18 protein-coding genes are annotated in these 23,495 nt (G+C 71.6%); 13 read left to right on the top strand and 5 right to left on the bottom strand.

Translation table 11 applies throughout. The features are described 5' to 3' along the window. Positions 1–502 precede the first annotated feature (502 nt). Positions 503–994, bottom strand: coding sequence for a hotdog fold thioesterase (locus AB0958_RS02220; protein WP_366888378.1), 492 nt, complete (start codon positions 992–994; stop codon positions 503–505). A gap of 50 nt (positions 995–1,044) precedes the next feature. Further along, entirely contained in the window at positions 1,045–3,324 is a 2,280-nt protein-coding gene (locus tag AB0958_RS02215; protein ID WP_366888377.1) for an FdhF/YdeP family oxidoreductase, read from the bottom strand. 210 nt (positions 3,325–3,534) lie between these two features. On the opposite strand from AB0958_RS02215, the gene AB0958_RS02210 reads away from it, so the two are divergent. The 8 genes from AB0958_RS02210 to AB0958_RS02175 all read left to right on the top strand — a co-directional run bounded on the left by AB0958_RS02210 (position 3,535) and on the right by AB0958_RS02175 (position 12,440). Beyond that, positions 3,535–3,975, top strand: a complete 441-nt coding sequence (locus AB0958_RS02210) for a S26 family signal peptidase (protein ID WP_366888376.1) — start codon at positions 3,535–3,537, stop codon at positions 3,973–3,975. Next, a complete protein-coding gene (locus tag AB0958_RS02205; RefSeq protein ID WP_366888375.1) occupies positions 3,972–5,837 on the top strand; it encodes an AfsR/SARP family transcriptional regulator in 1,866 nt (621 codons plus the stop codon). The genes AB0958_RS02210 and AB0958_RS02205 overlap by 4 nt, the downstream gene beginning before the upstream one ends. A gap of 59 nt (positions 5,838–5,896) precedes the next feature. Further along, positions 5,897–6,094, top strand: a complete 198-nt coding sequence (locus AB0958_RS02200; RefSeq protein WP_366888374.1) for a hypothetical protein — start codon at positions 5,897–5,899, stop codon at positions 6,092–6,094. 3 nt (positions 6,095–6,097) lie between these two features. Further along, positions 6,098–6,640, top strand: a complete 543-nt coding sequence (locus AB0958_RS02195) for a MauE/DoxX family redox-associated membrane protein (protein ID WP_366888373.1) — start codon at positions 6,098–6,100, stop codon at positions 6,638–6,640. Then, complete coding sequence (locus AB0958_RS02190; protein ID WP_366888372.1) at positions 6,637–7,143, top strand: hypothetical protein; 507 nt, start codon at positions 6,637–6,639, stop codon at positions 7,141–7,143. The genes AB0958_RS02195 and AB0958_RS02190 overlap by 4 nt, the downstream gene beginning before the upstream one ends. Continuing rightward, complete coding sequence (locus AB0958_RS02185) at positions 7,140–9,005, top strand: ABC transporter ATP-binding protein (protein ID WP_366888371.1); 1,866 nt, start codon at positions 7,140–7,142, stop codon at positions 9,003–9,005. The genes AB0958_RS02190 and AB0958_RS02185 overlap by 4 nt, the downstream gene beginning before the upstream one ends. Positions 9,006–9,148: 143 nt before the next feature. Next, complete coding sequence (polA, locus tag AB0958_RS02180; protein ID WP_366888370.1) at positions 9,149–11,875, top strand: DNA polymerase I; 2,727 nt, start codon at positions 9,149–9,151, stop codon at positions 11,873–11,875. 196 nt (positions 11,876–12,071) lie between these two features. Continuing rightward, positions 12,072–12,440, top strand: coding sequence for a hypothetical protein (locus tag AB0958_RS02175; protein WP_366888369.1), 369 nt, complete (start codon positions 12,072–12,074; stop codon positions 12,438–12,440). Here the strand turns inward: AB0958_RS02175 and AB0958_RS02170 are convergent. Further along, positions 12,379–13,215, bottom strand: a complete 837-nt coding sequence (locus AB0958_RS02170) for a DUF4184 family protein (protein ID WP_366888368.1) — start codon at positions 13,213–13,215, stop codon at positions 12,379–12,381. The two genes, AB0958_RS02175 and AB0958_RS02170, sit on opposite strands and share 62 nt — an antisense overlap. Positions 13,216–13,552: 337 nt before the next feature. On the opposite strand from AB0958_RS02170, the gene AB0958_RS02165 reads away from it, so the two are divergent. The 3 genes from AB0958_RS02165 to AB0958_RS02155 all read left to right on the top strand — a co-directional run bounded on the left by AB0958_RS02165 (position 13,553) and on the right by AB0958_RS02155 (position 16,677). Beyond that, the gene (locus AB0958_RS02165; protein WP_366888367.1) at positions 13,553–15,364 is read left to right on the top strand and encodes a lytic transglycosylase domain-containing protein; all 1,812 of its coding nucleotides are present in this window, start codon (positions 13,553–13,555) and stop codon (positions 15,362–15,364) included. 164 nt (positions 15,365–15,528) lie between these two features. After that, positions 15,529–15,663, top strand: coding sequence for an SPW_0924 family protein (locus AB0958_RS02160; protein ID WP_366888366.1), 135 nt, complete (start codon positions 15,529–15,531; stop codon positions 15,661–15,663). Between the two features lie 21 nt (positions 15,664–15,684). Further along, the gene (locus tag AB0958_RS02155) at positions 15,685–16,677 is read left to right on the top strand and encodes a DUF3068 domain-containing protein (protein ID WP_366888365.1); all 993 of its coding nucleotides are present in this window, start codon (positions 15,685–15,687) and stop codon (positions 16,675–16,677) included. Here AB0958_RS02155 and AB0958_RS02150 read toward each other — a convergent pair. Both AB0958_RS02150 and AB0958_RS02145 read right to left on the bottom strand, forming a co-directional pair. Next, the gene (locus AB0958_RS02150; protein WP_366888364.1) at positions 16,667–19,372 is read right to left on the bottom strand and encodes an ATP-dependent helicase C-terminal domain-containing protein; all 2,706 of its coding nucleotides are present in this window, start codon (positions 19,370–19,372) and stop codon (positions 16,667–16,669) included. The genes AB0958_RS02155 and AB0958_RS02150 overlap by 11 nt on opposite strands. Before the next feature lie 80 nt (positions 19,373–19,452). Then, positions 19,453–20,409: a class I SAM-dependent methyltransferase gene (locus AB0958_RS02145; RefSeq protein ID WP_366888363.1), complete on the bottom strand. Its 957-nt coding sequence runs from the start codon at positions 20,407–20,409 to the stop codon at positions 19,453–19,455. Positions 20,410–20,636: 227 nt separating this feature from the next. Between AB0958_RS02145 and rpsA the strand changes: the two genes are divergently transcribed. Next, positions 20,637–22,133, top strand: coding sequence for a 30S ribosomal protein S1 (rpsA, locus tag AB0958_RS02140; RefSeq protein WP_366888362.1), 1,497 nt, complete (start codon positions 20,637–20,639; stop codon positions 22,131–22,133). 228 nt (positions 22,134–22,361) lie between these two features. Further along, positions 22,362–23,300: a PAC2 family protein gene (locus tag AB0958_RS02135; protein ID WP_366888361.1), complete on the top strand. Its 939-nt coding sequence runs from the start codon at positions 22,362–22,364 to the stop codon at positions 23,298–23,300. Positions 23,301–23,495: the final 195 nt, after the last annotated feature.

Here is a 23,495-nt window from a genome sequence, read left to right as displayed (position 1 = left end):
TTTCCGCGGGCATGCGCCCCCTCGCAGGGAACGACGGGTGCCGCGCCGGTACCGAACTCCCCATGGAGCGGTGACTGGCCGTGACTCTAAGCGCGGGTGAGGAACGTGGAGGAGTGCTTGACGAAGGCTGTGACGCTCTTGTTATGACACGAGGTAATGCAGAGCGGTACATCGTGGGGGGAAAGCAGGAATTGAGCCCGATTCGCCCCGTCCGCATTCTGAGAACCTGCAGGACCCGGCATGATCCGTTCAGGTGTCTCGACGGTTTTGGCCATGACACCGGGCCGTTGCTGTGGGCGACTTTCGTGGTGGGTGGGAGATGCGGCGGGCCCCGGGAACTGGGGGGAATCTGCGAATGTAAATTACACGCGTATTACGTAGAGTTACGCCGCGGAAAGAAAGTCAAGCCTTTGGAACTTTTTCGCGTTTCTCGCGCGGGAGGGGGGCGGCGCCGCCGATGGTGGTTCGCCACCCTCCCTGCCGTTCTCTTACCGGGCGCCGATCAGGCGCCGGCGCCCCGGACATGGGCTTCGTCCCCCGTGTGCACGTCACGCAGCAGACAGGTCAGCCGGGCGGTGCACACCCGGCGGCCCTCCTCGTCGCTGATCACGATCTCGTACGTGGCCGTGGAGCGTCCCCGGTGCACCGGCGTGGCCACGCCGGTGACCAGGCCGGAGCGGGCGCCCCGGTGGTGCGTGCAGTTCAGGTCGACGCCGACCGCGATCTTCGAGCTGCCGCCGTGCAGCATCGACCCGACCGAGCCCAGGGTCTCCGCCAGCACCGCGCTGGCCCCGCCGTGCAGCAGCCCGTACGGCTGGGTGTTGCCCTCCACCGGCATGGTGCCGACGACGCGGTCCGCGGAGGCCTCGACGATCTGCACGCCCATCCGGGTGCCGAGGTGCCCCGCGGAGAACAGGGCCGGCAGGTCGACGCCGAGCGAGGCGTACTCGTCGATGACCTCCTGCGGGAACTTCACGTGCTGCTGCTCGCCCATGGGGCCGGCTCCGATCGTCGTACGACTGTCTCTCTCCGCTGAGCAAACGCTCAGTCGGTCGCCGATTGTTCCAGACGGATCACGACCGACTTGCTGGCCGGGGTGTTGCTGGTGTCCGCGGTGGCGTCGAGCGGCACCAGCACGTTGGTCTCCGGGTAGTACGCCGCCGCGCAGTTGCGCGCGGTCGGGTAGTGCACGACCCGGAAGCCCGGCGCCCGGCGCTCCACGCCGTCCTTCCACTCGCTCACCAGGTCCACGTACGACCCGTCGGCGACCCCCAGCCGCCGCGCGTCCTGCGGGTTCACCAGGACCACCCGGCGGCCGTTCCTGATCCCCCGGTAGCGGTCGTCCAGGCCGTAGATCGTGGTGTTGTACTGGTCGTGCGAGCGCAGGGTCTGCAACAGCAGGCGGCCCGCGGGCAGTTCGGGGAACTCGACGGGGGCCGCCGTGAAGTTCGCCTTGCCGGTGGCCGTCGGGAACCGCCGTTCGTCGCGCGGGGCGTGCGGGAGGGCGAAGCCGCCCGGGTGCGCCACGCGCGCGTTGAAGTCCTGGAAGCCGGGGATCACGCGCGCGATGCGGTCGCGGATCGTCGCGTAGTCCTTCTCGAACTCCTCCCAGGGCGTGCGGCTGTCCGCCCCGAGCACCCGGCGGGCCAGCCGGCACACGATCGCCGGCTCCGACAGCAGGTGCGGGCTCGCGGGCTTGAGCCGGCCGCGCGAGGCGTGCACCATGCCCATGGAGTCCTCCACGGTCACGAACTGCTCGCCGCCGGCCTGCAGGTCGCGTTCGGTGCGGCCGAGCGTCGGCAGGATCAGCGCCCGCGCGCCGGTGACGACATGCGAGCGGTTGAGCTTCGTCGACACGTGCACCGTCAGCCGCGCGCGCCGCATGGCCGCCTCGGTGACGTCCGTGTCGGGGGTGGCGGAGACGAAGTTGCCGCCCATCGCGAAGAAGACCTTCGCCTGGCCGTCGCGCAGCGCGCGGATGGCCCGCACGACGTCGAAACCGTGCTCGCGCGGGGGCGCGAAGCCGAACTCCTTCTCCAGGGCGTCCAGGAACGCGGGGGCGGGGCGTTCGAAGATGCCCATCGTGCGGTCGCCCTGCACGTTCGAGTGACCGCGGACCGGGCAGACGCCCGCGCCGGGGCGGCCGATGTTGCCGCGCAGCAGGAGGAAGTTGACGACCTCGCGGATGGTCGGCACCGAGTGCTTGTGCTGGGTGAGGCCCATCGCCCAGCACACGATGGTGCGCTTCGAGGCGAGCACCATGCGCAGCGCTTCCTCGATCTCCGCGCGGGACAGCCCGGTCGCCGCCAGCGTCTCGTCCCAGTCGGCGGCGCGGGCGGCCTTCGCGAACTCCTCGAACCCGGAGGTGTACTCGCGTACGAACTCCTCGTCGACCGCGCCGTCCGTCTCCAGGACCAGCTTGTTCAGGAGGCGGAACAGGGCCTGGTCGCCACCGATGCGGATCTGCAGGAACAGGTCGGTGAGCGCGGCGCCCCGGAGCATCCCCTGGGGGGTCTGCGGGTTCTTGAACCGCTCCAGACCGGCCTCCGGTAGCGGATTGACGCTGATGATCCGCGCGCCCCCGGCCTTGGCCTTCTCCAGGGCGGAGAGCATCCGGGGGTGGTTCGTCCCCGGGTTCTGCCCGGCGACGATGATCAGGTCGGCCCGGTGGAGGTCCTCCAGCAGGACACTGCCCTTGCCGATGCCGATCGTCTCGCTCAGTGCCGATCCCGACGACTCGTGGCACATGTTGGAGCAGTCCGGCAGGTTGTTGGTGCCGAGCTCGCGCGCGAAGAGCTGGTACAGGAACGCGGCCTCGTTGCTGGTCCGGCCCGAGGTGTAGAAGACGGCCTCGTCGGGTGAGCCGAGGGCGGCGATCTCCGCGCCGATGATGTCGAAGGCGCGCTCCCAGCTGACCGGCTCGTAGTGCTCGGCGCCCTCCGCCAGGTACATGGGGTGCGTGAGCCGGCCCTGCTGACCCAGCCAGTAGCCACTGCGGCCGTGCAGGTCGGTGAGGCTGTGCGCGGCGAAGAACTCGGGCGTCACCCGCCGCAGGGTGGCCTCCTCGGCGACCGCCTTCGCGCCGTTCTCGCAGAACTCGGCGGTGTGCCGGTGCTCCGGCTCCGGCCAGGCACAGCCCGGGCAGTCGAAGCCGCCCTTCTGGTTGACCCGCAGCAGCGTCAGTGCGGTACGCCTCACACCCATCTGCTGCTGGGCGATGCGCAGCGTGTGCCCGACGGCGGGCAGCCCCGCGGCCGCGTGCTCGGGCTCCGCGACCCGCGGCGCGTCCTGGACCGGATCCTCCTTGGGCGGCTTCGTCGCCATCGAGCACTCTCCTTCGCGCATACACGTCGGGTACCCGCCCGATCGTCGCACGCGACGGTGACATCGTCCGCGCCGGATCGGGACTGGCTGTGGGAGGTGGTCATCGTTCCCGCCGGGTCGCGCGTGCGGGCGGTGCGGTTCCCTCTGCCGACCAGGGACCGGGGGAGAAAGCCGGTTGTTCCCGCCGTCCGCCGATCATAGGATCTTGGTGTGATCCTGACATCCGTGTTTCTGGGCGCGTTAGCTGTCTCCGCGGCGATGCTGTGGTGTCGTAGGAACCTGGTGGTCGTCACCGTGGAGGGCATGAGCATGGCGCCCACGATGGCGCACGGCGACCGTGTCCTCGTCAGACGAAGACGGCTGTGTCACGTGAGGGTTGGCGACGTCGTGGTGCTGGAACCACCGCTGACCGGCCCGTATCGCACGGCGGCCCAGGCGGGCCCGGACGGCCGGATCTGGAACGTGAAACGGGTCGCCGCCCTCCCTGGTGACCCCCTGCCGTCCGAGATCCCCGGTGACGGTCCGGTGGGGCCAGGAACCCTGGCGGTCCTCGGCGACAACCGACTCGGCAGCATCGACTCCCGCCACCGTGGGCCGTTCTCGGTCGAGGGGCTGATGGGGGTCGTGCTGCACAGACTCTCGTCGCGATGAGGTTCCGGCTCCTGGGTCCGTTGGAGATCCGAGACGGCGCACGCCAAATCCCCCTTCCGGCGGAAAAGCAACGGACGGTCGTCGCCGCCCTGCTGGCCGCCCGCGGCCGCGCGGTCAAGGTGGCCGACCTGGTGAACGAGATCTGGGGCGAGGACGCGCCCGCCTCCGCATTACCCAACCTCCGTACCTACGTCATGCGGCTGCGACGCGGCGCCCCTGAACTCGCCGCTCGCCTGAGGACAGAGCCGACCGGCTATCTCCTGCAGGTGGGACCGGGCGAACTGGACCTGGGGATTTTCGAGGAAGCCGCGGAAACGGGACGTAGGGCGATGGCTAGGGGGGACACTCGTACCGCCGCTCCGGCGTTCGACCGCGCCCTCGCGCAGTGGCGGGGAGAGGCCCTGGCGGACGTACGCCTCGGCCCTGTCCTGACCGAGCTCGCCCAGTCCCTCGGGGAGCAGTTCGCGCGCACCGTCGAGGACCACGCCACGGCCGCTCTCGCGCTCGGTGACCACCGTGAGGTCGTGGACAGGCTCCGTCCCTTCGTCGAACGCCATCCGCTGCGTGAACGCGCCCAGGCGCGGTTGATGTTGGCGTTCTACCGCTGCGGAGACGTGCACAGTGCGATCCGCGTCTTCCACCGGGCACGTGACGTCCTGCGCGAGGAACTCGGCGTCGGCCCGGGCCGCGAGCTGTGCCGTCTCCTCCAGTCGATCCTCGCGCGGGCTCCGGAAATCGACACTCGGGAACGTGGCGCAACGGAACTCGACGCCTCGGCACGTCCCGCCCTGCAGCCCGGCCCGCGTGGAGCAGCCGGCCGGCCCGTCCCGCGGCAGCTGCCGCCGAGTCCGAGGCTCTTCGTGGGTCGCGCTGCGGAGTTCGACCGTACGACGATGGCGCTGCGCGTGGAGACGAGGCCGACCGTGATAGCCATCCACGGGCTCGGCGGCATCGGCAAGTCCGCGCTGGGACTCCGCTCCGCCCACGCCGTCGCCGACCACTTCCCCGACGGACAGCTTTATGCCGACCTGCAGGGCGCCCGATCGGACCTGCCACCGCTGCCCGCCCATGAAGTGCTGAACCGGTTCCTGCGCGCCCTCGGGGTCCGCCGGCACCGGCTCCCGCCGACAGAGGCGGAGGCCGCCGCCCTGTTGCAGTCGCTGGTCGCCGAACAACGCGTCCTGGTGTTCCTGGACAATGCGGCCGGCGTCTCACAGGTCCGGCCGCTGCTACTGGCCGGGGCCGGCTGCGCGACCGTCATCACCAGCCGGCCGGTGTTCTCCACGCTGGACGCCGAGCAGATCGGGCTGAAAGAGCTGAGCCTTGCAGACGCGGTGCGGGCGTTGGCTCTGCACGTGGGCGAGGCCAGGGCTGCGCAGGATTCGGAGGCGGTCGGCGCGGTCGCCAGGGCGTGCGGAGGACACGCCCTGGCCCTACGGATCGTGGGCGCGCGGCTCACCGAACGCCCTGACCTGCCGATCGGCCGCCTCGGGGCGCGGCTGGAGCGGCGACGGCTGGTGGAGTGGCGTACGGGCGACCTGGATCTGGGCGCCTGCTTTGAGGCCAGTTACGGAACGCTGGCCGACACGGCGGCCGCGGTGCTGCGTCGCCTCGCCGCGTGCCCGCCCGCCGACCTGGACATCGGACGCGTCGCGGCGCTGCTCGGCAGCGATGTCCCGACCGCGGAGACCGTGCTGGACGAACTGGTACAGGCCCGGCTGCTGGATGCCGTCGGCGAAGGGCGCTTCCGCATGCACGGACTGGTCCGCCTGTACGCGAGGGAACTACCGGCCCCGGATCCTCACGTCCCGCCCGAGGAGCCGCGCGCGATCCGTACAGTCGCGTTCGCGGGCGGTGTATGAGCCGGTGTACGGGCCGTTTGTATGTTCGAGGCATTCGCAGCCGACAGAAGGGAACCATCATGAACGCCCTGATGGACAAGGTGCTCGACCGCCTGGTACCGAAGGCTACGGCCAGCGCCGACACCTCGTTCTACAAGAACTGCACCTCGTGCGGCTACATCGAGTATCTCGGCGTATACGGCCGTCTGTTGAAGTTGTGTCATGTAGTGGGCGGGGTGACCAGTTGTGGAGCATGTAACACGATCGACAACTGCTGACAGGTGACCTACCTGTTCCTCGGGTGCCGCGCGCTACTTCTCGTGGTCTTCCTCGTCGCCGTGACGGGGAAGACCCGCAGTAGCGCGGCATTCGCCGAATTCACGTCGTCCGTCGTCGCCCTACGGCTCCTGTCGCGCAGAGCCTCCAGGACGGTCGCCGCGGCGGTCGTCGGCACCGAACTCGTCGCCACCGTGCTGCTGGCGGTCAGTGCCACCGCGCTCGCGGGGTTCGTCGTGACGATCGGTCTGCTCCTGGCGTTCCTGACGGGCATCACCGTGGCGCTGCGCGACGGCCGGGCCGTGCCGTGCCGCTGTTTCGGCGCCTCGACCGCCCCGCTCGGGCCGGTCCACGTCGTGCGCAACCTGGCCCTCGCCGCCGTCGGCCTCACCGGCCTCGCCGCGGGCCTGGTCTCGTCCGCCTGGCCCCCGCACACGGGGGGTGTCGCGGTGACCGCGGCGACTGCGGTGATCGGCGCCCTAATTTTCATCCGGTTCGAAGACCTGGCCTTTCTGTTCACCGACACGAAGCGAGACTCGCACTCATGATCTTCCTCGCCGCCGCCGTGGTGCTGGTGGGCCTGCTCTGTATGTTCGACCTGCTGCTCACCCTCGCTGTGCTGCGCAGGCTCCGTGAGCACTCCGAGGAACTCGGCAGGCTTAGCGTCAAGCCGAACTTCCAAACGTACGACCCCCAGGTCCTGGTGGGGACGCAGGCTCCCGACCTCGCCGGCGAGTCGGGCGTCCGGTTCGTGGCGTTCCTCGACGCCCATTGCGACAGCTGCCACGACCACGCCGCCGAGTTCGCGCAGATCGCCCGTGCCCACGACGACGTCCTGGCCTTCGTCTCCGGGGAGGGCCGGCAAGCCGACGAACTCATCGCGCTCGTGGGGCCCGGCATCCCGCTGGTGCGGGGGGAGGAGGTGCGGACTCAGGTCATGGCCATCGGCCTCAAGGCGTTCCCGACCTTTCTCCTCGTCCGGGCCGACGGCACGATCATCCAGGCGGTCACCGAGCCAGGTGCCCTGGCCTGGCCGGTTCCGGCGCCATGACCGGGTGGCGCACGACCCTGCGGTTGGTCGGCGTCGCCGCAGTCCTGTGCTGGCGGGCGGGGCGCGTCCGCTGCGTGGCCTACCTCGCGACCACGCTGTTCGGCGGCCTGCTGCCGACCGCCACGGCGTGGCTGACCAAGTTCGTCGTCGACGACCTCACGTCCGGGCGGAGGGCCGGCGCGCTGCGCTGGTCGGTCGCGCTCGCCGCGGTCGGACTGGCCACGGGGCTCCTGCCGTACCTGACCCGCTTCGTCCGAAGCGAACTGGACCGGCGCATCGACCGCCTCATGCAGGACGAGCTGTACACCGCGCTCAACGGACTGCACGGGTTGGCACGGTTCGAGGATCCCGGATTCCGCAATGACCTGGCGATGGCGACCCAGGGGGCCGGAGCGGTGGCCGGCACCACCGCAGGTTTGTTCGACACCGCACGCAGCTGCATCACCATCGCCAGCCTGATGGCCACGCTGTTCGCACTGAGCCCGACGATGGCGGCCTTGGTCGCCGTTGCCGCCGTACCCGCGCTCCTGGGGCACCTGGCGCTGACCCGCGGACGCGTCTCCATGCTCGCCTCGATCTCCCCGGCCACCCGGCGACGGATCTTCTACTCGGCACTGATCTCCGACCTCACAGCCGTGCAGGAGACCCGCCTCTTCGGCCTCGGTGAATTTCTCAAGGGCCGCATGCTGGACGAGGTGAGTGTCATGCACGACGGCCAGCGACGGGTCGACCGCAAGGAGTTCCGCACCCACGGACTGCTCGCGCTGCTGTCCTCCGCGGTCGCCGGCGGGGGACTGGTGTGGGCCGTCACCGAGGCCGCTGACGGCGCCCTGACCGTCGGTGCCGTCATGGCCTTCGTCGCCGCGGTGACCGGAGCGCAGGGAGCACTGATCGGCCTCGCGACCGGCCTGGCGGGCTCGTACCAGTCGCTGCTGCTGTTCCGTTACCACCACAAGATCCTTGCCGCCGCCGACGACTTCCCCGCCGTCCTCGCGACCGACACCGCGCTCGCCCCTCTGCGCAAAGGCATCGAACTGCGCGACGTGTGGTTCCGCTACGACGAGAGCCACCCCTGGGTGCTGCGCGGACTCGACCTGACTCTCCACCGCGGCTCGTCGGTGGCGCTCGTCGGCCTCAATGGAGCCGGCAAAAGCACCCTCATCAAGCTGCTGTGCCGCTTCTACGACCCCACCCGCGGTGCCATCCTCTGGGACGGCGTGGACATCAGAACGATCCCTCCCGCGGAGCTGCGCCGCCGGATCTCAGTCCTGTTCCAGGACTTCATGCGCTACGACCTCACCGCGGCCGAGAACATCGGCATCGGCGACCTGGCCCGGCTGACAGACACCAGCGGCATCGCGGAGGCGGCTCGGCTTGCGGACATCGACAGCAAGATCCGTGAACTGCCGCAAGGCTACGGCACCCTCCTCAGCCGGATCTTCTTCGACCAGGACGAGGAGGACGACCCGAACGCCGGAGTCGTGCTCTCCGGCGGCCAGTGGCAACGCGTCGCGCTGGCGCGCACCCTGCTGCGCGACGACTGCGACCTGCTCGTCCTGGACGAGCCCAGCGCAGGGCTCGACGCCGAGGCCGAGCACGAGATCCACCGTCGCCTCACCGGCCACCGCGCCGGCCGCACCAGCCTGCTGGTCTCCCACCGTCTCGGAGCGGTCCGGTCGGCGGACACCATCGTCGTCCTGGATGCCGGCCGCATACGGGAACAGGGCACCCACGAGGAACTCATGGCCGCCGCAGGGCGCTATGCCCGCCTGTTCGCCCTTCAGGCGGAGGGTTACCGCTCCTCGGAAACGTCGGATGGCGTCCAGCTGTCGGGCGAGGAGCGAGCGTCGGTCGTGCCCTGACCGCCTTGCGCCGGTGATGCCCTGGCCGGTCGGTGGTCCGGGACCCGCGCGGGGCCCTGTGAGCGGTCCGGTTCCGGTGGCCGGGCCGGTGGGTGCACCGACGGTGTGCCCGGCTGTCAGTGGCGCGTGGCAGGATCGGGGGCGTGGCAGAGACAGCATCGAAGAAGACCGACAAGACCCCCGGCGGCACCCGTCCCCGGCTGATGCTCATGGACGGGCACTCGCTGGCGTACCGCGCGTTCTTCGCGCTGCCCGCGGAGAACTTCACGACCGCGACGGGCCAGCCGACGAACGCGATCTACGGCTTCGCGTCGATGCTGGCCAACACCCTGCGTGACGAGGCGCCCACGCACTTCGCGGTGGCGTTCGACGTCTCCCGCAAGACCTGGCGCTCGGCGGAGTTCACCGAGTACAAGGCGAACCGCTCGAAGACCCCGGACGAGTTCAAGGGCCAGGTCGAGCTGATCGGCGAGCTGCTCGACGCCATGCACGCGCAGCGCTTCGCCGTCGAGGGCTTCGAGGCCGACGACATCATCGCCACCCTCGCCACCCAGGCCGAGGCCGAGGGCTACGAGGTCCTCATCGTCACCGGCGACCGCGACTCCTTCCAGCTCGTCACCGAGCACACCACGGTCCTCTATCCCACCAAGGGCGTCTCCGAGCTGACCCGGTTCACCCCGGAGAAGGTTTTCGAGAAGTACGGCTTGACGCCCGCCCAGTACCCCGACTTCGCGGCGCTGCGCGGCGACCCGTCCGACAACCTGCCCGGCATCCCCGGCGTCGGCGAGAAGACCGCGGCGAAGTGGATCAACCAGTTCGGTTCCTTCGCCGACCTGGTCGAACGCGTCGACGAGGTCAAGGGCAAGGCCGGTCAGAACCTCCGCGACCACCTGGAGTCGGTCAAACTGAACCGCCGGCTCACCGAGCTGGAGCGCGGCGTGCAGCTGCCGAAGTCGGTCGCCGACCTGGAGCGCGCGCCGTACGACCGCAAGAGCGTCGCGATGATCCTGGACACCCTGGAGATCCGCAACCCCTCGCTGCGCGAGCGGCTCTACGCCGTCGACCCCGGCGCCGAGCAGGCCGAGTCCACCCCGGTCGCCGAGGCAGGCGTGGAGGTCGACGCCACCGTCCTCGGCACCGGCGAACTCGCCGGCTGGCTCGCCGAGCACGGCACCGGCGCACTGGGCGTCGCCACCCTCGACGCCTGGGCCCTCGGCGCCGGCTCGGTCGCCGAGGTCGCCCTCGCCACCGGAGACGGCCCGGCCGCCTGGTTCGACCCCGCCCAGCTCGACGAGTCCGACGAGAACGCGTGGGCGGCCTGGCTCGCCGACGCCGGCAGGCCCAAGGTCTTCCACAACGCCAAGGGGGCGATGCGGGTCTTCGCCGAGCACGGCTGGCGCATCGAAGGCGTCACCATGGACACCGCGCTCGCCGCGTACCTGGTCAAGCCCGGCCGTCGCTCCTTCGACCTGGACGCGCTGTCCCTGGAGTACCTGCACCGCGAGCTGGCCCCCGCCGCGGCGGCCGACGGTCAGCTGGCCTTCGGCGCGGACGACGGTGCCGAGGCCGAGGTTCTGATGATCCAGGCCCGCGCGATCCTCGACCTCGGCGAGGCCTTCGAGGGCCTGCTGGAGGAGGTCGGCGCCGCGGACCTGCTGCGCGACATGGAACTGCCCACCTCGATCCTCCTCGCCCGCATGGAGCGGCACGGCATCGCGGCCGACCGCCCGCACCTGGAGGCGATGGAGCAGATGTTCGCGGGCGCGGTGCAGCAGGCCGTGAAGGAGGCGCACGCGGCCGCCGGGCACGAGTTCAACCTGGGCTCGCCCAAGCAGCTCCAGGAGGTCCTCTTCGGCGAGCTGGCGCTCCCGAAGACGAAGAAGACCAAGACCGGCTACACCACCGACGCGGACGCGCTCGCCTGGCTCGCCGGCCAGACCGAGAACGAACTGCCGGTGATCATGCTCCGGCACCGAGAGCAGGCCAAGCTGCGGGTCACGGTCGAGGGCCTGATCAAGACCGTCGCCGCCGACGGCCGTATCCACACCACCTTCAACCAGACCGTCGCCGCGACCGGCCGGCTCTCCTCCACGGACCCGAACCTCCAGAACATCCCGGTCCGAACGGACGAGGGCCGGGCGATCCGCCGCGGCTTCGTTGTCGGCGAGGGCTACGAGTCGCTCATGACCGCCGACTACAGCCAGATCGAGCTGCGCGTGATGGCCCACCTCTCCGAGGACGAGGGCCTGATCGAGGCCTTCACCTCCGGGGAGGACCTGCACAACACGGTCGCCTCCCAGGTGTTCGACGTCGACCGCTCGGCCGTCGACGCGGAGATGCGCCGCAAGATCAAGGCGATGTCCTACGGCCTCGCGTACGGTCTGTCGGCCTTCGGCCTCTCCCAGCAGCTGAACATCGACGCGGGCGAGGCCAGGGCCCTGATGGACACGTACTTCGAGCGGTTCGGCGGGGTGCGCGACTACCTGCGCCGTGTGGTCGACGAGGCCCGGGCCACCGGCTACACGGCGACCCTGTTCGGCCGCCGCCGCTACCTCCCCGACCTCAACAGCGACAACCGCCAGCGCCGGGAGGCCGCAGAGCGGATGGCCCTCAACGCGCCCATCCAGGGCACGGCGGCGGACATCGTGAAGATCGCCATGCTCCGGGTGGACGGCGCTCTGCGCGAGGCGGACCTGAGGTCCCGCATGCTCCTCCAGGTACACGACGAAATCGTTCTGGAGATCGCCCCCGGCGAGCGCGCCGAGGTCGAGTCCCTCCTGCGCGCCCAGATGACCGACGCGGTCCGCCTCAGGGCCCCGCTGGACGTGTCGGTGGGCGTCGGCCCGGACTGGGAGTCGGCAGCACACTGAGTTCCGTCCCCACGGGGCCGCCGCGGTGGCCGGCGCTCAGCCGGCGCCGCGGGCCAGGGGCGACGGGTCGCGAGGAGGCGGCCCAAGGGGCGGCGGGCCCAGTGCCGTCGCCCCGGCTCTCCGGGCCCGCGGAGCCCGTCACTCACCTGGACCCCGTCAGAACGCCCCCGCCATCGCCACCGGCAAGGATGCGGCCATGGGTATACGCATGGTTCACCGCCGGACGCCCCAGAGCAGGCCCCCGGCCCAGGCCCGCTCAGCCGCGGCGCAGGTCACGGCAGTTCCGTCGGCCCCGGCCCAGGCGGCCGGCGCCAGCTCCGCCCGCATCCCCGCCGACCTCGCCGCCACCGCGCGCCGCACGGTCACCCGTCTCCGCCGGCGGCTCCGCGCCCGTCCCGGCCCGCGCCAGTGGCTCGACCTCGGCCGCGGCTACCTCGCGCTGGTCCTCACCGCGCTCCCGGGCCCGCACCGCCCCCGCACCATGACCGTGTTCGTGGCCACCCTCACCGAACGGCGGCCCGGCTCCGCCGCACGGCGGCAACCGGAACCGGACGCCACACCCTGACGGCGACGGCGTATCCGACCACCCCCAGCAGCAGCCCCGCGCCCGCTCCGAACAGCACGGCCGGCAACAGCTCCCAGGGCTTCGCCGTGGACCCCCAGTACTCCCACCACCGCGTCGCCCGCTGCACCGCCGCCAGCAGGGCGCAGCCCGCCAGCGCGGTCCCGGCCCACCACCGGTCCCGTAGCGACAGCTGCGGCACCCCCACCGGCTCCCCGTCCGGCGCCCGCCGTACCGCGCGCACCAGGAACACGACGAGGACGGCCGCCCCCACCGCCGAACTGCCGTACTGGAGCAGGGTGTACAGCGGCATTCCCGCGACGTTCCGGCCGATCGCGGGGACGAGCCGGCTGCCCCAGCGGTCGTGGTGCGTGAACGCGTCCCAGACGACATGGGTGAGACCGCCGAGCGCGGCGCAGACGTACCAGCGGGCCGTCAGCCGCAGCCCGGCACGCGCGCGGGGCGCACCGCAGTGCAGCAGGACCGAGAGCCGCCCCTGCCGAGCCCGGGGGAGGAGCGCCACCAGCGGCTCCCGCACCAGCAGCCACAGGGCCACCAGCGCCCAGGAGAACAGCACGTCCACGGTGAGGACTCCGGTGAAGGAGTGCGTGAACCCGCCGAACGCCATCGCGTCCGGCACCGCGCTCGCCGCGTAGAAGGTGAGGTCGGGGGCGAACGATCCCGCGACGAGCACCGCCGGCACCAGCCCCCCGCGGCCGGTCCTGTCACCGCGCACGGCGGGCAGCACGGCGGCGGCGTGGCTGAGAGTGAACGGCACCGGTCCCCCTGGATCAGTCGTCTGGATCAGTCGTCTAAAGCAGTCGTCGGCCGGAGCGCCGAACAGTGATCGCGTACGACAAGTATCCGGGACACCACCGCCGTTCGACGGCGGATGGCCAACTGGTGAAAACCGGGCACCGCCGGGTGTCGGCGGAAAGCAAGTTGTCGTAGGGTCGCCTGGGTCGCAGCCCGGGGCGCGTACCGCCGGGTGCACGATCTCACAACCCGAAAGGGGCAACGGGGGCAACCACAGCACCGGGTCCATCGTCACACCAGGGCGAGCAGACAGACGGAGACGGGCGCCCAGAAGGCGTCCAGGGGAGGAACTCACCACTATGGCGGCGCAATTCGGCAGGCGGCTGCGCAAGGGGGCGGCGACGACCGCCGCGGCCGCGTTGGCGGTGGCGGCTCTGTCCGCGTCCCAGGCTCCCGGCGTCACGAACGCGGACACGGGCAGACAGGCCAACGCCGGCGCCAGCACCTCCGCTGCCGGTGAAGGCGGTGCGGCCGGCGGTGCCACCGGCAACTCGCCTTACTACACGGACCTGCCGCCGCTGAACAGCCCCAACCCCAGCGCGAGTCCGACCGCCTCCTCGTCGAGCATCGGCACCGCCGTCTCCCGAGGCGCGGCCGAGGCCGGCATACCCGCCACGGTCCTCGACGCCTACCAGAAGGCCGAGGCGGAACTGCGCGCCTCCAAGCCCGGCTGCAACCTGCCCTGGCAACTGCTCGCCGCCATCGGCAAGGTGGAGTCCGGGCAGGCCCGCGGCGGTGACGTCGACGCCGAGGGCAACACACTGCACCGGATCCTCGGCCCCGAGCTCGACGGCAACGGCTTCGCGCTCATCAAGGACACCGACGGCGGCAAGTACGACGGCAACAGCCAGTACGACCAGGCCGTGGGCCCGATGCAGTTCATCCCGTCGACCTGGGCGTGGGCGGGCCGCGACGGCAACGGCGACGGCGTCAAGGACCCGAACAACGTCTACGACGCGGCGCTCGCCGCCGGTCACTACCTGTGCCGCAACGGCTGGGACCTGTCCGTCCAGGCCGACATGAACAGCGCGATCCTCAGCTACAACAACTCGCAGGACTACCTGAACCTGGTCCTCTCCTGGTACGAGTTCTACCGCAAGGGCACCCACTCGGTCCCGAACGGCACCGGCACCGTGCCCTCCCACCGCAGCGGCTCCGGCTCGGGTTCCGGCTCCCACTCCGGCGGCTCGGGCGGCTCCACCACCTCCCCGTCGCCTGGCACGCCCAGCACACCCAGCACACCCAGCACACCGGGCACCTCCACGCCGCACCCCGGCGAGCCCGCCCCGGGCACGCCGAGCACGCCCCCCAGCCTGCCGCCCACGGCCACCGACTCCGTGGACCACCTGGAGGACGCGGGCACCGCCAAACTCACCGCGACGGCTGGTGAGGCGTTCGCCAAGAGGATCAGCACGCGCGCGGAGACCAAGGTCGGCCGGACCGTCGCCAAGGTGCGCGTCCGCTTCACCATCGTCGGGGACACGGACACGACCTTCACCGGCGGCGAGGACACCGCCACGGTCGTCACCGACAGCAAGGGCGTGGCCGTCGCGCCGGCGCTCCAGGCGGGCGAGAAGACCGGCGACTTCACGATCCGCGCCAGTGTGGTCGGCCGTACGGTCAAGGGCGTCGACTACGCCGCGACCGTCACCGCGCGTGCCGCGGACACCCTCGCCCGCACCAGCGACACCGCACTGACCTGCACCCCCGGCGCCGAGTTCGCCGACCAGGTCCAGGTGAAGGCCACCTACAAGGGTGCCGTCGCCGGCAAGGTCGCCGCCACCGCCACGCTGATCAAGTCCGCGGACGACCCGAGCACCGCCGACAAGGGCCCGTACTTCAAGGACGCCGACGGCAACGCCGTACGCACCCTCACGGGCCTCCAGACGGACGCGAAGGGCCTGCTCACGCTGCCCAAGCTGTACGCGGACGACACCACCGGCACGTTCCTGCTGCGCATCACCACCACCGGCGGGGCGACGCTCACCGTCGAACTGACGGTGGCCGCGGCGGACACCTCACCGAGCCCGTCGCCGACCGCCTCCGCGTCGGCGTCGGCGTCGGCCTCCGCCTCGGTTTCGGCGAGTCCGTCCGTCTCCGTCACGCCCTGATCCGCCGACCCGGCCGTACGACCACGAGGGCGCCCTCCCGCCGACGCGGGCCGGCGCCCTCGCCGTCGTACGGCCGTGTGCGACGTGTTCTCATCTCGTCCTCCCGTTGCTACCGTGCCCGGACCTGACGAACCATCAGGAAGCCGTCCGCAGGGAGGTCCCGCATGCGCGCCCTGATCGCCGCCGCGACCGGCCTCGTTCTCGCGGTCGTCCTGGTGGTGACCGTCAGTGCCATGGGATCGCCGACCGGAAAGACGTCCCCCAAGCCGCTGCTCACGACGGTGCCTGCACACCCGTAACCGCCGCCCCGGGAGGCCGAGATGCGCCGCACGGCCAGTCTGGTCCTGCTCGCCTGCGCCGTGTTCTTCGCGGCGCTGTCCCCGCTGCTGCGCTGGTACGCCTTCCCGCGCCTGGCCAGGATCCCGGCGAACCAGTACCAGGCCGTGGTCATGGTGGCGAAGAACGCCACGCTCCTCGACTACGGCACCATGAAGGCGAAGAAGGTCCCGCGGGTCACCATCGTGCAGACCCTCAAGGGCGACGTGGCGGCCGCGCGGCGGATCGAGAAGACGGCCGGGCGGGACGTCGTCGTCTGGGACGGCCTGTCCTACGTCCAGGGGCCCGACGGCAAGATGGTCTCCGAGATCCCCGAGCGCTACATCTTCGACTCCCACAGTCAGGAACCCGTCCACGCCACCGGCGAGATGGTCGACGGCGACCCGGTGAAGCGGGACGGCATCGAGTTCAAGTGGCCGTTCCTGACCGAGAAACGGGACTACGAGTACTTCGACGCGCAGACCCGCACCACCAACCCCATCCACTACAAGGGCACGCGGACCTTCCGGGGCGTCAAGGTCTACTACTTCGAGCAGACCATCCCGTGGACCCGGGTCGCCCTGCCCAAGAAGATGCCGGTGCAGGGCATCACCCCCGAGTCGGTCGCCAGGACCGGCACCACCCGCTGGTACACCACGGTCCGCAAGTTCTGGGTGGAACCCGTCACCGGCGCACCCGTCAACGGCGAGGAGATCCACCAGGAGGAACTGCGCGGCGGCACGCTGCTCGGCGGCCGCGCCGAGGTGACCGCCTTCGCCGGTGACGTGAAGATGCGCGAGGACTACGTCGAGCACACGGTCGCCCTGGTCAAGCACAACCGCACCATCGTCCTGCTGCTGACCTCCTACCTCCCCTGGGGCTTCCTCTCCCTCGGCGTCGCGCTGCTCGCACTCTCGCTGTACCTGGAGGCGCTCGGCCGCCGCCCCGCCGACCCGCGGCCGGCGCCGGCCGACGTCCCCGAACCGGTCAGCGCCTGAGCCGCGCGTTGGTGTGCCGGGTGGGTTCGGCGCCCGCGGGGTCCTCGGGCCAGGGGTGCTTCGGGTAGCGCCCCCGCAGTTCGGCCCGTACGCCCTTGTAGCCGTCCCGCCAGAAGGAGGCGAGGTCGGCGGTGACGGCGGCGGGCCGCCCGGCCGGCGACAGCAGATGCACCAGCACCGGCACCCCTGCCACGGCGGGCGACTCCTGCAATCCGAACATCTCCTGCAACTTCACCGCGAGCACCGGCTGCTCCGGGTTCCCGTAATCGACCCGGATCCGCGACCCACTGGGTACGACGATCCGCTCCGGCGCCAGCTCGTCCAGCCGCCCCGCCTCGCCGCTCGCCCACGGCAGCACCCGCCGCAGCGCCTCCCCGGCGTCGACACGCCCGAGATCGGCCCGCCGCCGGGCCCTGCTCAGCTCCGGTTCCAGCCATTCGGCCACGCGCGCGTGCAGCGCGTCGTCGCCGACGTCGGGCCAGGGCTCCCCGACCCGCAGCCGGAGAAACGCGAGCCGCTGCCGCAGCGCGACGCCGTCCGCCGTCCACCGCAACAGGCCGAGCCCTTCCTGCCGCAGCCCTTCGAGCAGCGCCTCACGCACGAGGGCGGGGTCGGCGTCCCGCAGCGGCCGCACCGCCAGCTCGATCGCCCCGAGCCCGGCGACCCGCCGCGCGACGACGTCCCCGTCGGCCCAACGGACCTCGTCCCGGGTGTCGAGCAGGGGGCCGGCCGCCCTGCGCGCGGTCTCCTCGTCCACCGTCGCCGCGAGCTGCACGCGCGCGTGCCCCTTCCCCACGGGCCGGTCGGCCACGGCGACGGCGAGCCAGGGCGCGGACCGCAGCGGTGATCCCTCGCGGAGCTCGGCACGGGTCCCGGAGGCCATGAGATGAGAGCCGCCGTCGGCCCGGGCGATCCGCTCGGGAAAGGCCAGCGCGACGACGAGCCCGGCGGCCTGATCACCAGAGCCACCCTCCCCGGCCCCGTCCCCACCTCCGGCACCGACGCGGGCCCCGGCCCCGCCTCTGGCACCAGCCCCACCACTGGCATCGGCATCGGCCTCGGCCCAGTCCTTGGCGCCGGCCCCGGCCCCGGCCCCGTCCCCGTCCTCGGTCCGCATCCCGCCCCCCACCTGGGCACCGCCCCCCGTCTCGCCCTCGCCCTCCGGTGACGAGGAGCGCGCCGGACCGGAGAGCTCGGTGAAGGCGCCCCGGAGGCGCCGGACCTCCGCGCGCCACCTCCCGGCGTAGGCGTCGCCCCCGCGCCGCGCGCGCCGCAGGGCGGCCCCCAGGTCGTCCCCGTACTCCCGGGGTACCTCCTCGCTCAACAGCGCGACCACCTCGGCGGCCGGCTCCGCCCCCATCGCCGCGGCGCCGTCCACCAGGGCCCGCCCCAGCCGGGGGTGCAGACCCAGCCGGGCCAACCGTGACCCCCGCTCGGTGGCCCGCCCGGCGGGGTCCACCGCCCCGATCGCCGTCAGCAGGGCCCGCGCCGCCGCCATCGCCCCGCCCGGCGGCGGATCCAGCAGGGCCAGCCCGGTGGCCTCGGGGTCGCCCCAGCAGGCCGCCTGAAGGGCGAACGCGGTCAGGTCGGCCACCCTGATCTCCGGCGCCGGAAAGGCGGTCAGACGCGCGTCCTCGGCCTCGGACCAGCAGCGGTACACCGCCCCCGGCGCCTCACGCCCGGCCCGCCCCGCCCGCTGCCGTCCGGCTGCCCGGGACGCCCGTACCGTCGCCAGCGCGCCCAGCCCGCGCGCGTGGTCGACCCGCGGCTCCCGCGCGAGCCCCGAGTCGACGACCACCCGTACCCCGGGGACGGTCAGCGAGGACTCGGCGACCGCCGTCGCCAGCACCACCCGACGCCGCTCCCCGGGCGCCAGCACCGCGTCCTGCACCGCGGCCGGCGCCCTGCCGTGCACCTGGAGCACCTCGGTGTCCCCGAGATCGCCCAGCTGCCCCGCCACGCGCGCGATCTCGCCCACGCCCGGCAGGAAGCACAGCACGTCCCCGTCCCGCTCGGCCAGCGCCCGCCGCACCACCGACGCCACATGCGTCAGCAGGGCCGGGTCGACCCGCATCCCGTGCGGTGGCCGCACCGGCCGCACCGGCGGCGCCCACACCACGTCCACGGGGTACGAGACGCCGCGCGCCTCGACCACCGGCGCGCCGCCCAGCAGCCGGGCCCAGCCCTCGGCGTCCGTGGTCGCCGAAGCGGCCACCAGGCGCAGCTCCGGCCGCAGCGTCTCCCGTACGTCCCAGAGGAAGGCCGCCACCGTGTCGGCGTCCAGATGCCGTTCGTGGCACTCGTCGAGGACGACGACGTCGACCCCGGACAACTCCTGGTCGCGTTGCAGGCGCTGCAAAAGCACACCGGTCGTGGCGACCTCCACGCGCGCGCGGCGCCCGACGACCCGCTCGCCGCGCACGGTGTAGCCGACGCTCCGCCCGACCTGCTCACCCAGCAGCCACGCCATCCGCCGGGCCGCCGCGCGGGCGGCGATCCGGCGCGGTTCGGCCACCACCACCCGCCGCGGCGGTCCCTCGCCCAGCAGACCGGCGAGCGCCAGCGGCACCAGCGTCGTCTTGCCGGTGCCGGGCGGCGCCACCAGGACGGCGGTGCCGTGCCCGGCCAGGGCGTCGTCCAGACCGGGCAGGGCCTGTCGTACGGGCAGCGCGTCCAGAGCGTCGTAACGGATCACGCCCCTAGTGTCGTACGCCCCCGGGAACGCCCTTCACGCGCGCGTGCGCGCCGGCTGTGCGGACGGTGCGGACGGTTCGGTCACGCACGCTCGCACACGAAGATCGCCGTGCCCGGCACGAGGCCGCCCCGCAGCGGGGACCAGCCGCCCCATTCGGAGGTGTTCCAGGCCGGCCACTCCGGCTCGACCAGGTCGACGAGGGCGAAGCCCGCGGAGACGATGTCACGGACGCGGTCGCCGAGCGTGCGGTGGTGCTCGACGTACACCGCGCGGCCGTCCTCGTCCTGCTCGACGTACGGGGTGCGGTCGAAGTAGGAGCTCGCGACCGTGAGGCCCTCGGGTCCCGGCTCGTCCGGGAACGCCCAGCGGACCGGGTGGGTGACCGAGAAGACGAAGCGGCCGCCGGGGCGCAGCACCCGGCGCACCTCGCGCAGCACCTGACGCGGGTCGGCGACGAAGGGCAGCGCGCCGTACGCCGAGCACGCCAGGTCGAAGGAGGCGTCCGCGAAGGGCAGCGCGCCGGCGTCCGCGCAGACGAGCGGAAACGATCCGCCGATGCGCAGCGCGTGCTGGAGCTGGCGGTGCGAGAGGTCCAGGGCGACCGGCCGCGCACCCTGGGCGGCCAGCCAGCGCGCGCACTGGGCCGCGCCGGCGCCGATCTCCAGGACGTCCTTGTCCTTCAGCTCCTCCGGCGGGCCGAGCAGCTCCGCCTCCACCTCGTCGAGGCCCTCGGGACCCCACACGAAACGGTCGTCGCCGAGGAACGTGCCGTGCTCGATCTGGTACTCGTCGGCGTTGCGGTCCCACCAGCCCCGGTTGGCCCTGCTGCTCTCGGCGGCCCCGGCGGTCCGCCGGGTGGCTTCCGGTTCGAGGTCGAACGAATCGGGCTCTTGGATGATCGGCTCCCTCGTCGTACTCTTCCCTGCAACCCGTCGGCGGGGCGTCTCGGAAGAGGTTTTCCGGACCTGCGTGGCCTCGCGGGACGGTTCTTGTGCCGGGTATGCGGCGATCCGCCCCGGGTGTGCGCCTTCGCGCATTGACCCTGTCCGGCTGCCCCCGTATGCTACAAGTTGCGCTGCGAGCCTGCGCACCTCAGACGTAGCAGGCTGCGCTCGCATCTGTTGTATGTCCCCTCGGTTTTCGAGGCGCCACCAGCGGTTTTGTGTGGCGTTTCCTTGGCTGTCCGGTCTTCATCAGAGCGAAACGGGCTCCCGGCGTAAGCAGTACCTACGACTTCAATGTCCGTACCGGAGCCCTTTCCCACATGACGAGCAGCACCGAGACCACCGCCACCACCCCGCAGGTAGCGGTCAACGACATCGGTAACGAGGAAGCCTTCCTCGCCGCGATCGACGAGACGATCAAGTACTTCAACGACGGCGACATCGTCGACGGCGTCATCGTGAAGGTCGACCGGGACGAGGTCCTGCTCGACATCGGTTACAAGACCGAAGGTGTCATCCCGAGCCGAGAGCTCTCGATCAAGCACGACGTCGACCCGAACGAGGTCGTCGCCGTCGGTGACGAGATCGAGGCCCTTGTCCTCCAGAAGGAGGACAAGGAAGGCCGCCTGATCCTCTCGAAGAAGCGCGCCCAGTACGAGCGTGCCTGGGGCACCATCGAGAAGATCAAGGAAGAGGACGGCATCGTCACCGGTACCGTCATCGAGGTCGTCAAGGGTGGTCTCATCCTCGACATCGGCCTCCGTGGCTTCCTCCCGGCCTCCCTGGTCGAGATGCGCCGCGTCCGCGACCTCCAGCCCTACGTGGGCAAGGAGCTCGAGGCGAAGATCATCGAGCTGGACAAGAACCGCAACAACGTGGTCCTGTCCCGCCGTGCCTGGCTGGAGCAGACCCAGTCCGAGGTCCGCCAGACGTTCCTCACGACCCTCCAGAAGGGTCAGGTCCGTTCCGGTGTGGTCTCCTCGATCGTCAACTTCGGTGCCTTCGTGGACCTGGGTGGCGTCGACGGTCTGGTCCACGTCTCCGAGCTGTCCTGGAAGCACATCGACCACCCGTCCGAGGTCGTCGAGGTCGGCCAGGAGGTCACCGTCGAGGTCCTCGACGTCGACATGGACCGCGAGCGTGTCTCCCTGTCGCTGAAGGCGACCCAGGAAGACCCGTGGCAGCAGTTCGCCCGCACCCACCAGATCGGCCAGGTCGTGCCCGGCAAGGTCACGAAGCTGGTTCCGTTCGGTGCGTTCGTCCGCGTGGACGAGGGCATCGAGGGTCTGGTCCACATCTCCGAGCTGGCCGAGCGCCACGTGGAGATCCCGGAGCAGGTCGTCCAGGTCAACGACGAGATCTTCGTCAAGGTCATCGACATCGACCTCGAGCGCCGCCGCATCAGCCTCTCGCTGAAGCAGGCCAACGAGGCCTTCGGCGCCGACCCGGCCACGGTCGAGTTCGACCCGACCCTGTACGGCATGGCCGCGTCCTACGACGACCAGGGCAACTACATCTACCCCGAGGGCTTCGACCCCGAGACCAACGACTGGCTCGAGGGCTACGAGACCCAGCGCGAGGCGTGGGAGCACCAGTACGCCGAGGCGCAGCAGCGCTTCGAGCAGCACCAGCAGCAGGTCATCAAGAGCCGCGAGGCCGACGCCGCTGCCGCCGCCGAGGGTGGCGACGCCGCGGGTGCCGCTCCGGTCACGGGTGGCGGTTCGTACTCCTCCGAGGGTGCGGACACCTCCGGCGCGCTCGCTTCGGACGAGGCGCTCGCCGCGCTCCGCGAGAAGCTGGCCGGCGGCCAGAGCTGACGCCGGGCCCCAGGGCCTAGCCGCTTCACCGAGGGCCCGCACCTTTCGAGGTGCGGGCCCTTCGGCGTGTTCCGAGGCGTCCCACCGGTGCGTCCCGGGAACTTCCGGGCAGTCCCCGGGAGTTGCCCTGCTGCCCCGGTGTGAAAAGGCCACGAGAGGCCGGCTGATCAGGAATGCCCGCGTCGTACGGTGCGTTGTCACGTACGAACACGAGGAGGAGCGGTCACAGTGCTTGATCCGCAGGGTTTGTACGCATGGGAGCCGAAGGGCCTGGCCGTCGTCGACATGGCGCTCGCCCAGGAGTCGGCCGGTCTGGTCATGCTCTACCACTTCGACGGATACATCGACGCGGGCGAGACCGGCGACCAGATCGTCGACCGGATCCTCGACTCGCTGCCCCACCAGGTCGTCGCCCGCTTCGACCACGACCGGCTCGTGGACTACCGGGCGCGTCGCCCGCTGCTGACCTTCAAGCGGGACCGCTGGACCGAGTACGAGGAGCCCGGCATCGAGGTCCGTCTGGTCCAGGACGCCACGGGCGCGCCGTTCCTGCTGCTCTCCGGCCCCGAGCCGGACGTCGAGTGGGAGCGCTTCGCCGCGGCCGTGCGGCAGATCGTGGAGCGCCTCGGCGTCCGCCTGTCGGTGAACTTCCACGGCATCCCGATGGGCGTGCCGCACACCCGCCCGGTGGGTCTCACCCCGCACGGCAACCGCACCGACCTCGTCCCCGGCCACCGCAGCCCCTTCGACGAGGCCCAGGTGCCCGGCAGCGCCGAGGCGCTGCTCGAATACCGCCTCATGGAGGCCGGCCACGACGTCCTCGGCGTCGCCGCGCACGTCCCGCACTACATCGCCCGCTCGCCCTACCCGGACGCCGCCCTGACCGTCCTGGAGGCCGTCACCGGTGCCACCGGGCTGGTGCTCCCGGGCATCGCCCACGCCCTGCGCACGGACGCGCACCGCACCCAGACGGAGATCGAACGCCAGGTCCAGGAGGGCGACGAGGAGCTCACCGCGCTCGTGCAGGGCCTTGAGCACCAGTACGACGCGGCCGCGGGCGCCGAGACCCGGGGCAACATGCTCGCCGAGCCGGTGGAGATCCCCTCGGCGGACGAGATCGGCCTGGAGTTCGAACGCTTCCTCGCGGAGCGGGAGGGCGACAACTAGGGCCTGTCTGACAATTCCCGTCGTCGCCCGGAGGGCGGCCGCGCGGCGTCAGGTGCGTGCTCTCGGCGTGCCGGGCCCTGATCCACGTACTGGACGTACTTGGGTCAGGGCCCGGTGCGGCGAGTGGGGGTCCCCCGGCCGGAGGCTGGGGGAGCGTGCATGGCGTCGGCGACGTCGTACGCCGCGCGTTCGGCA

The sequence above is a fragment of the Streptomyces sp. NPDC006655 genome, assembly GCF_040703965.1.
GTDB lineage: Bacteria > Actinomycetota > Actinomycetes > Streptomycetales > Streptomycetaceae > Streptomyces.
This window is presented reverse-complemented; position numbering and strand designations above follow the sequence as displayed.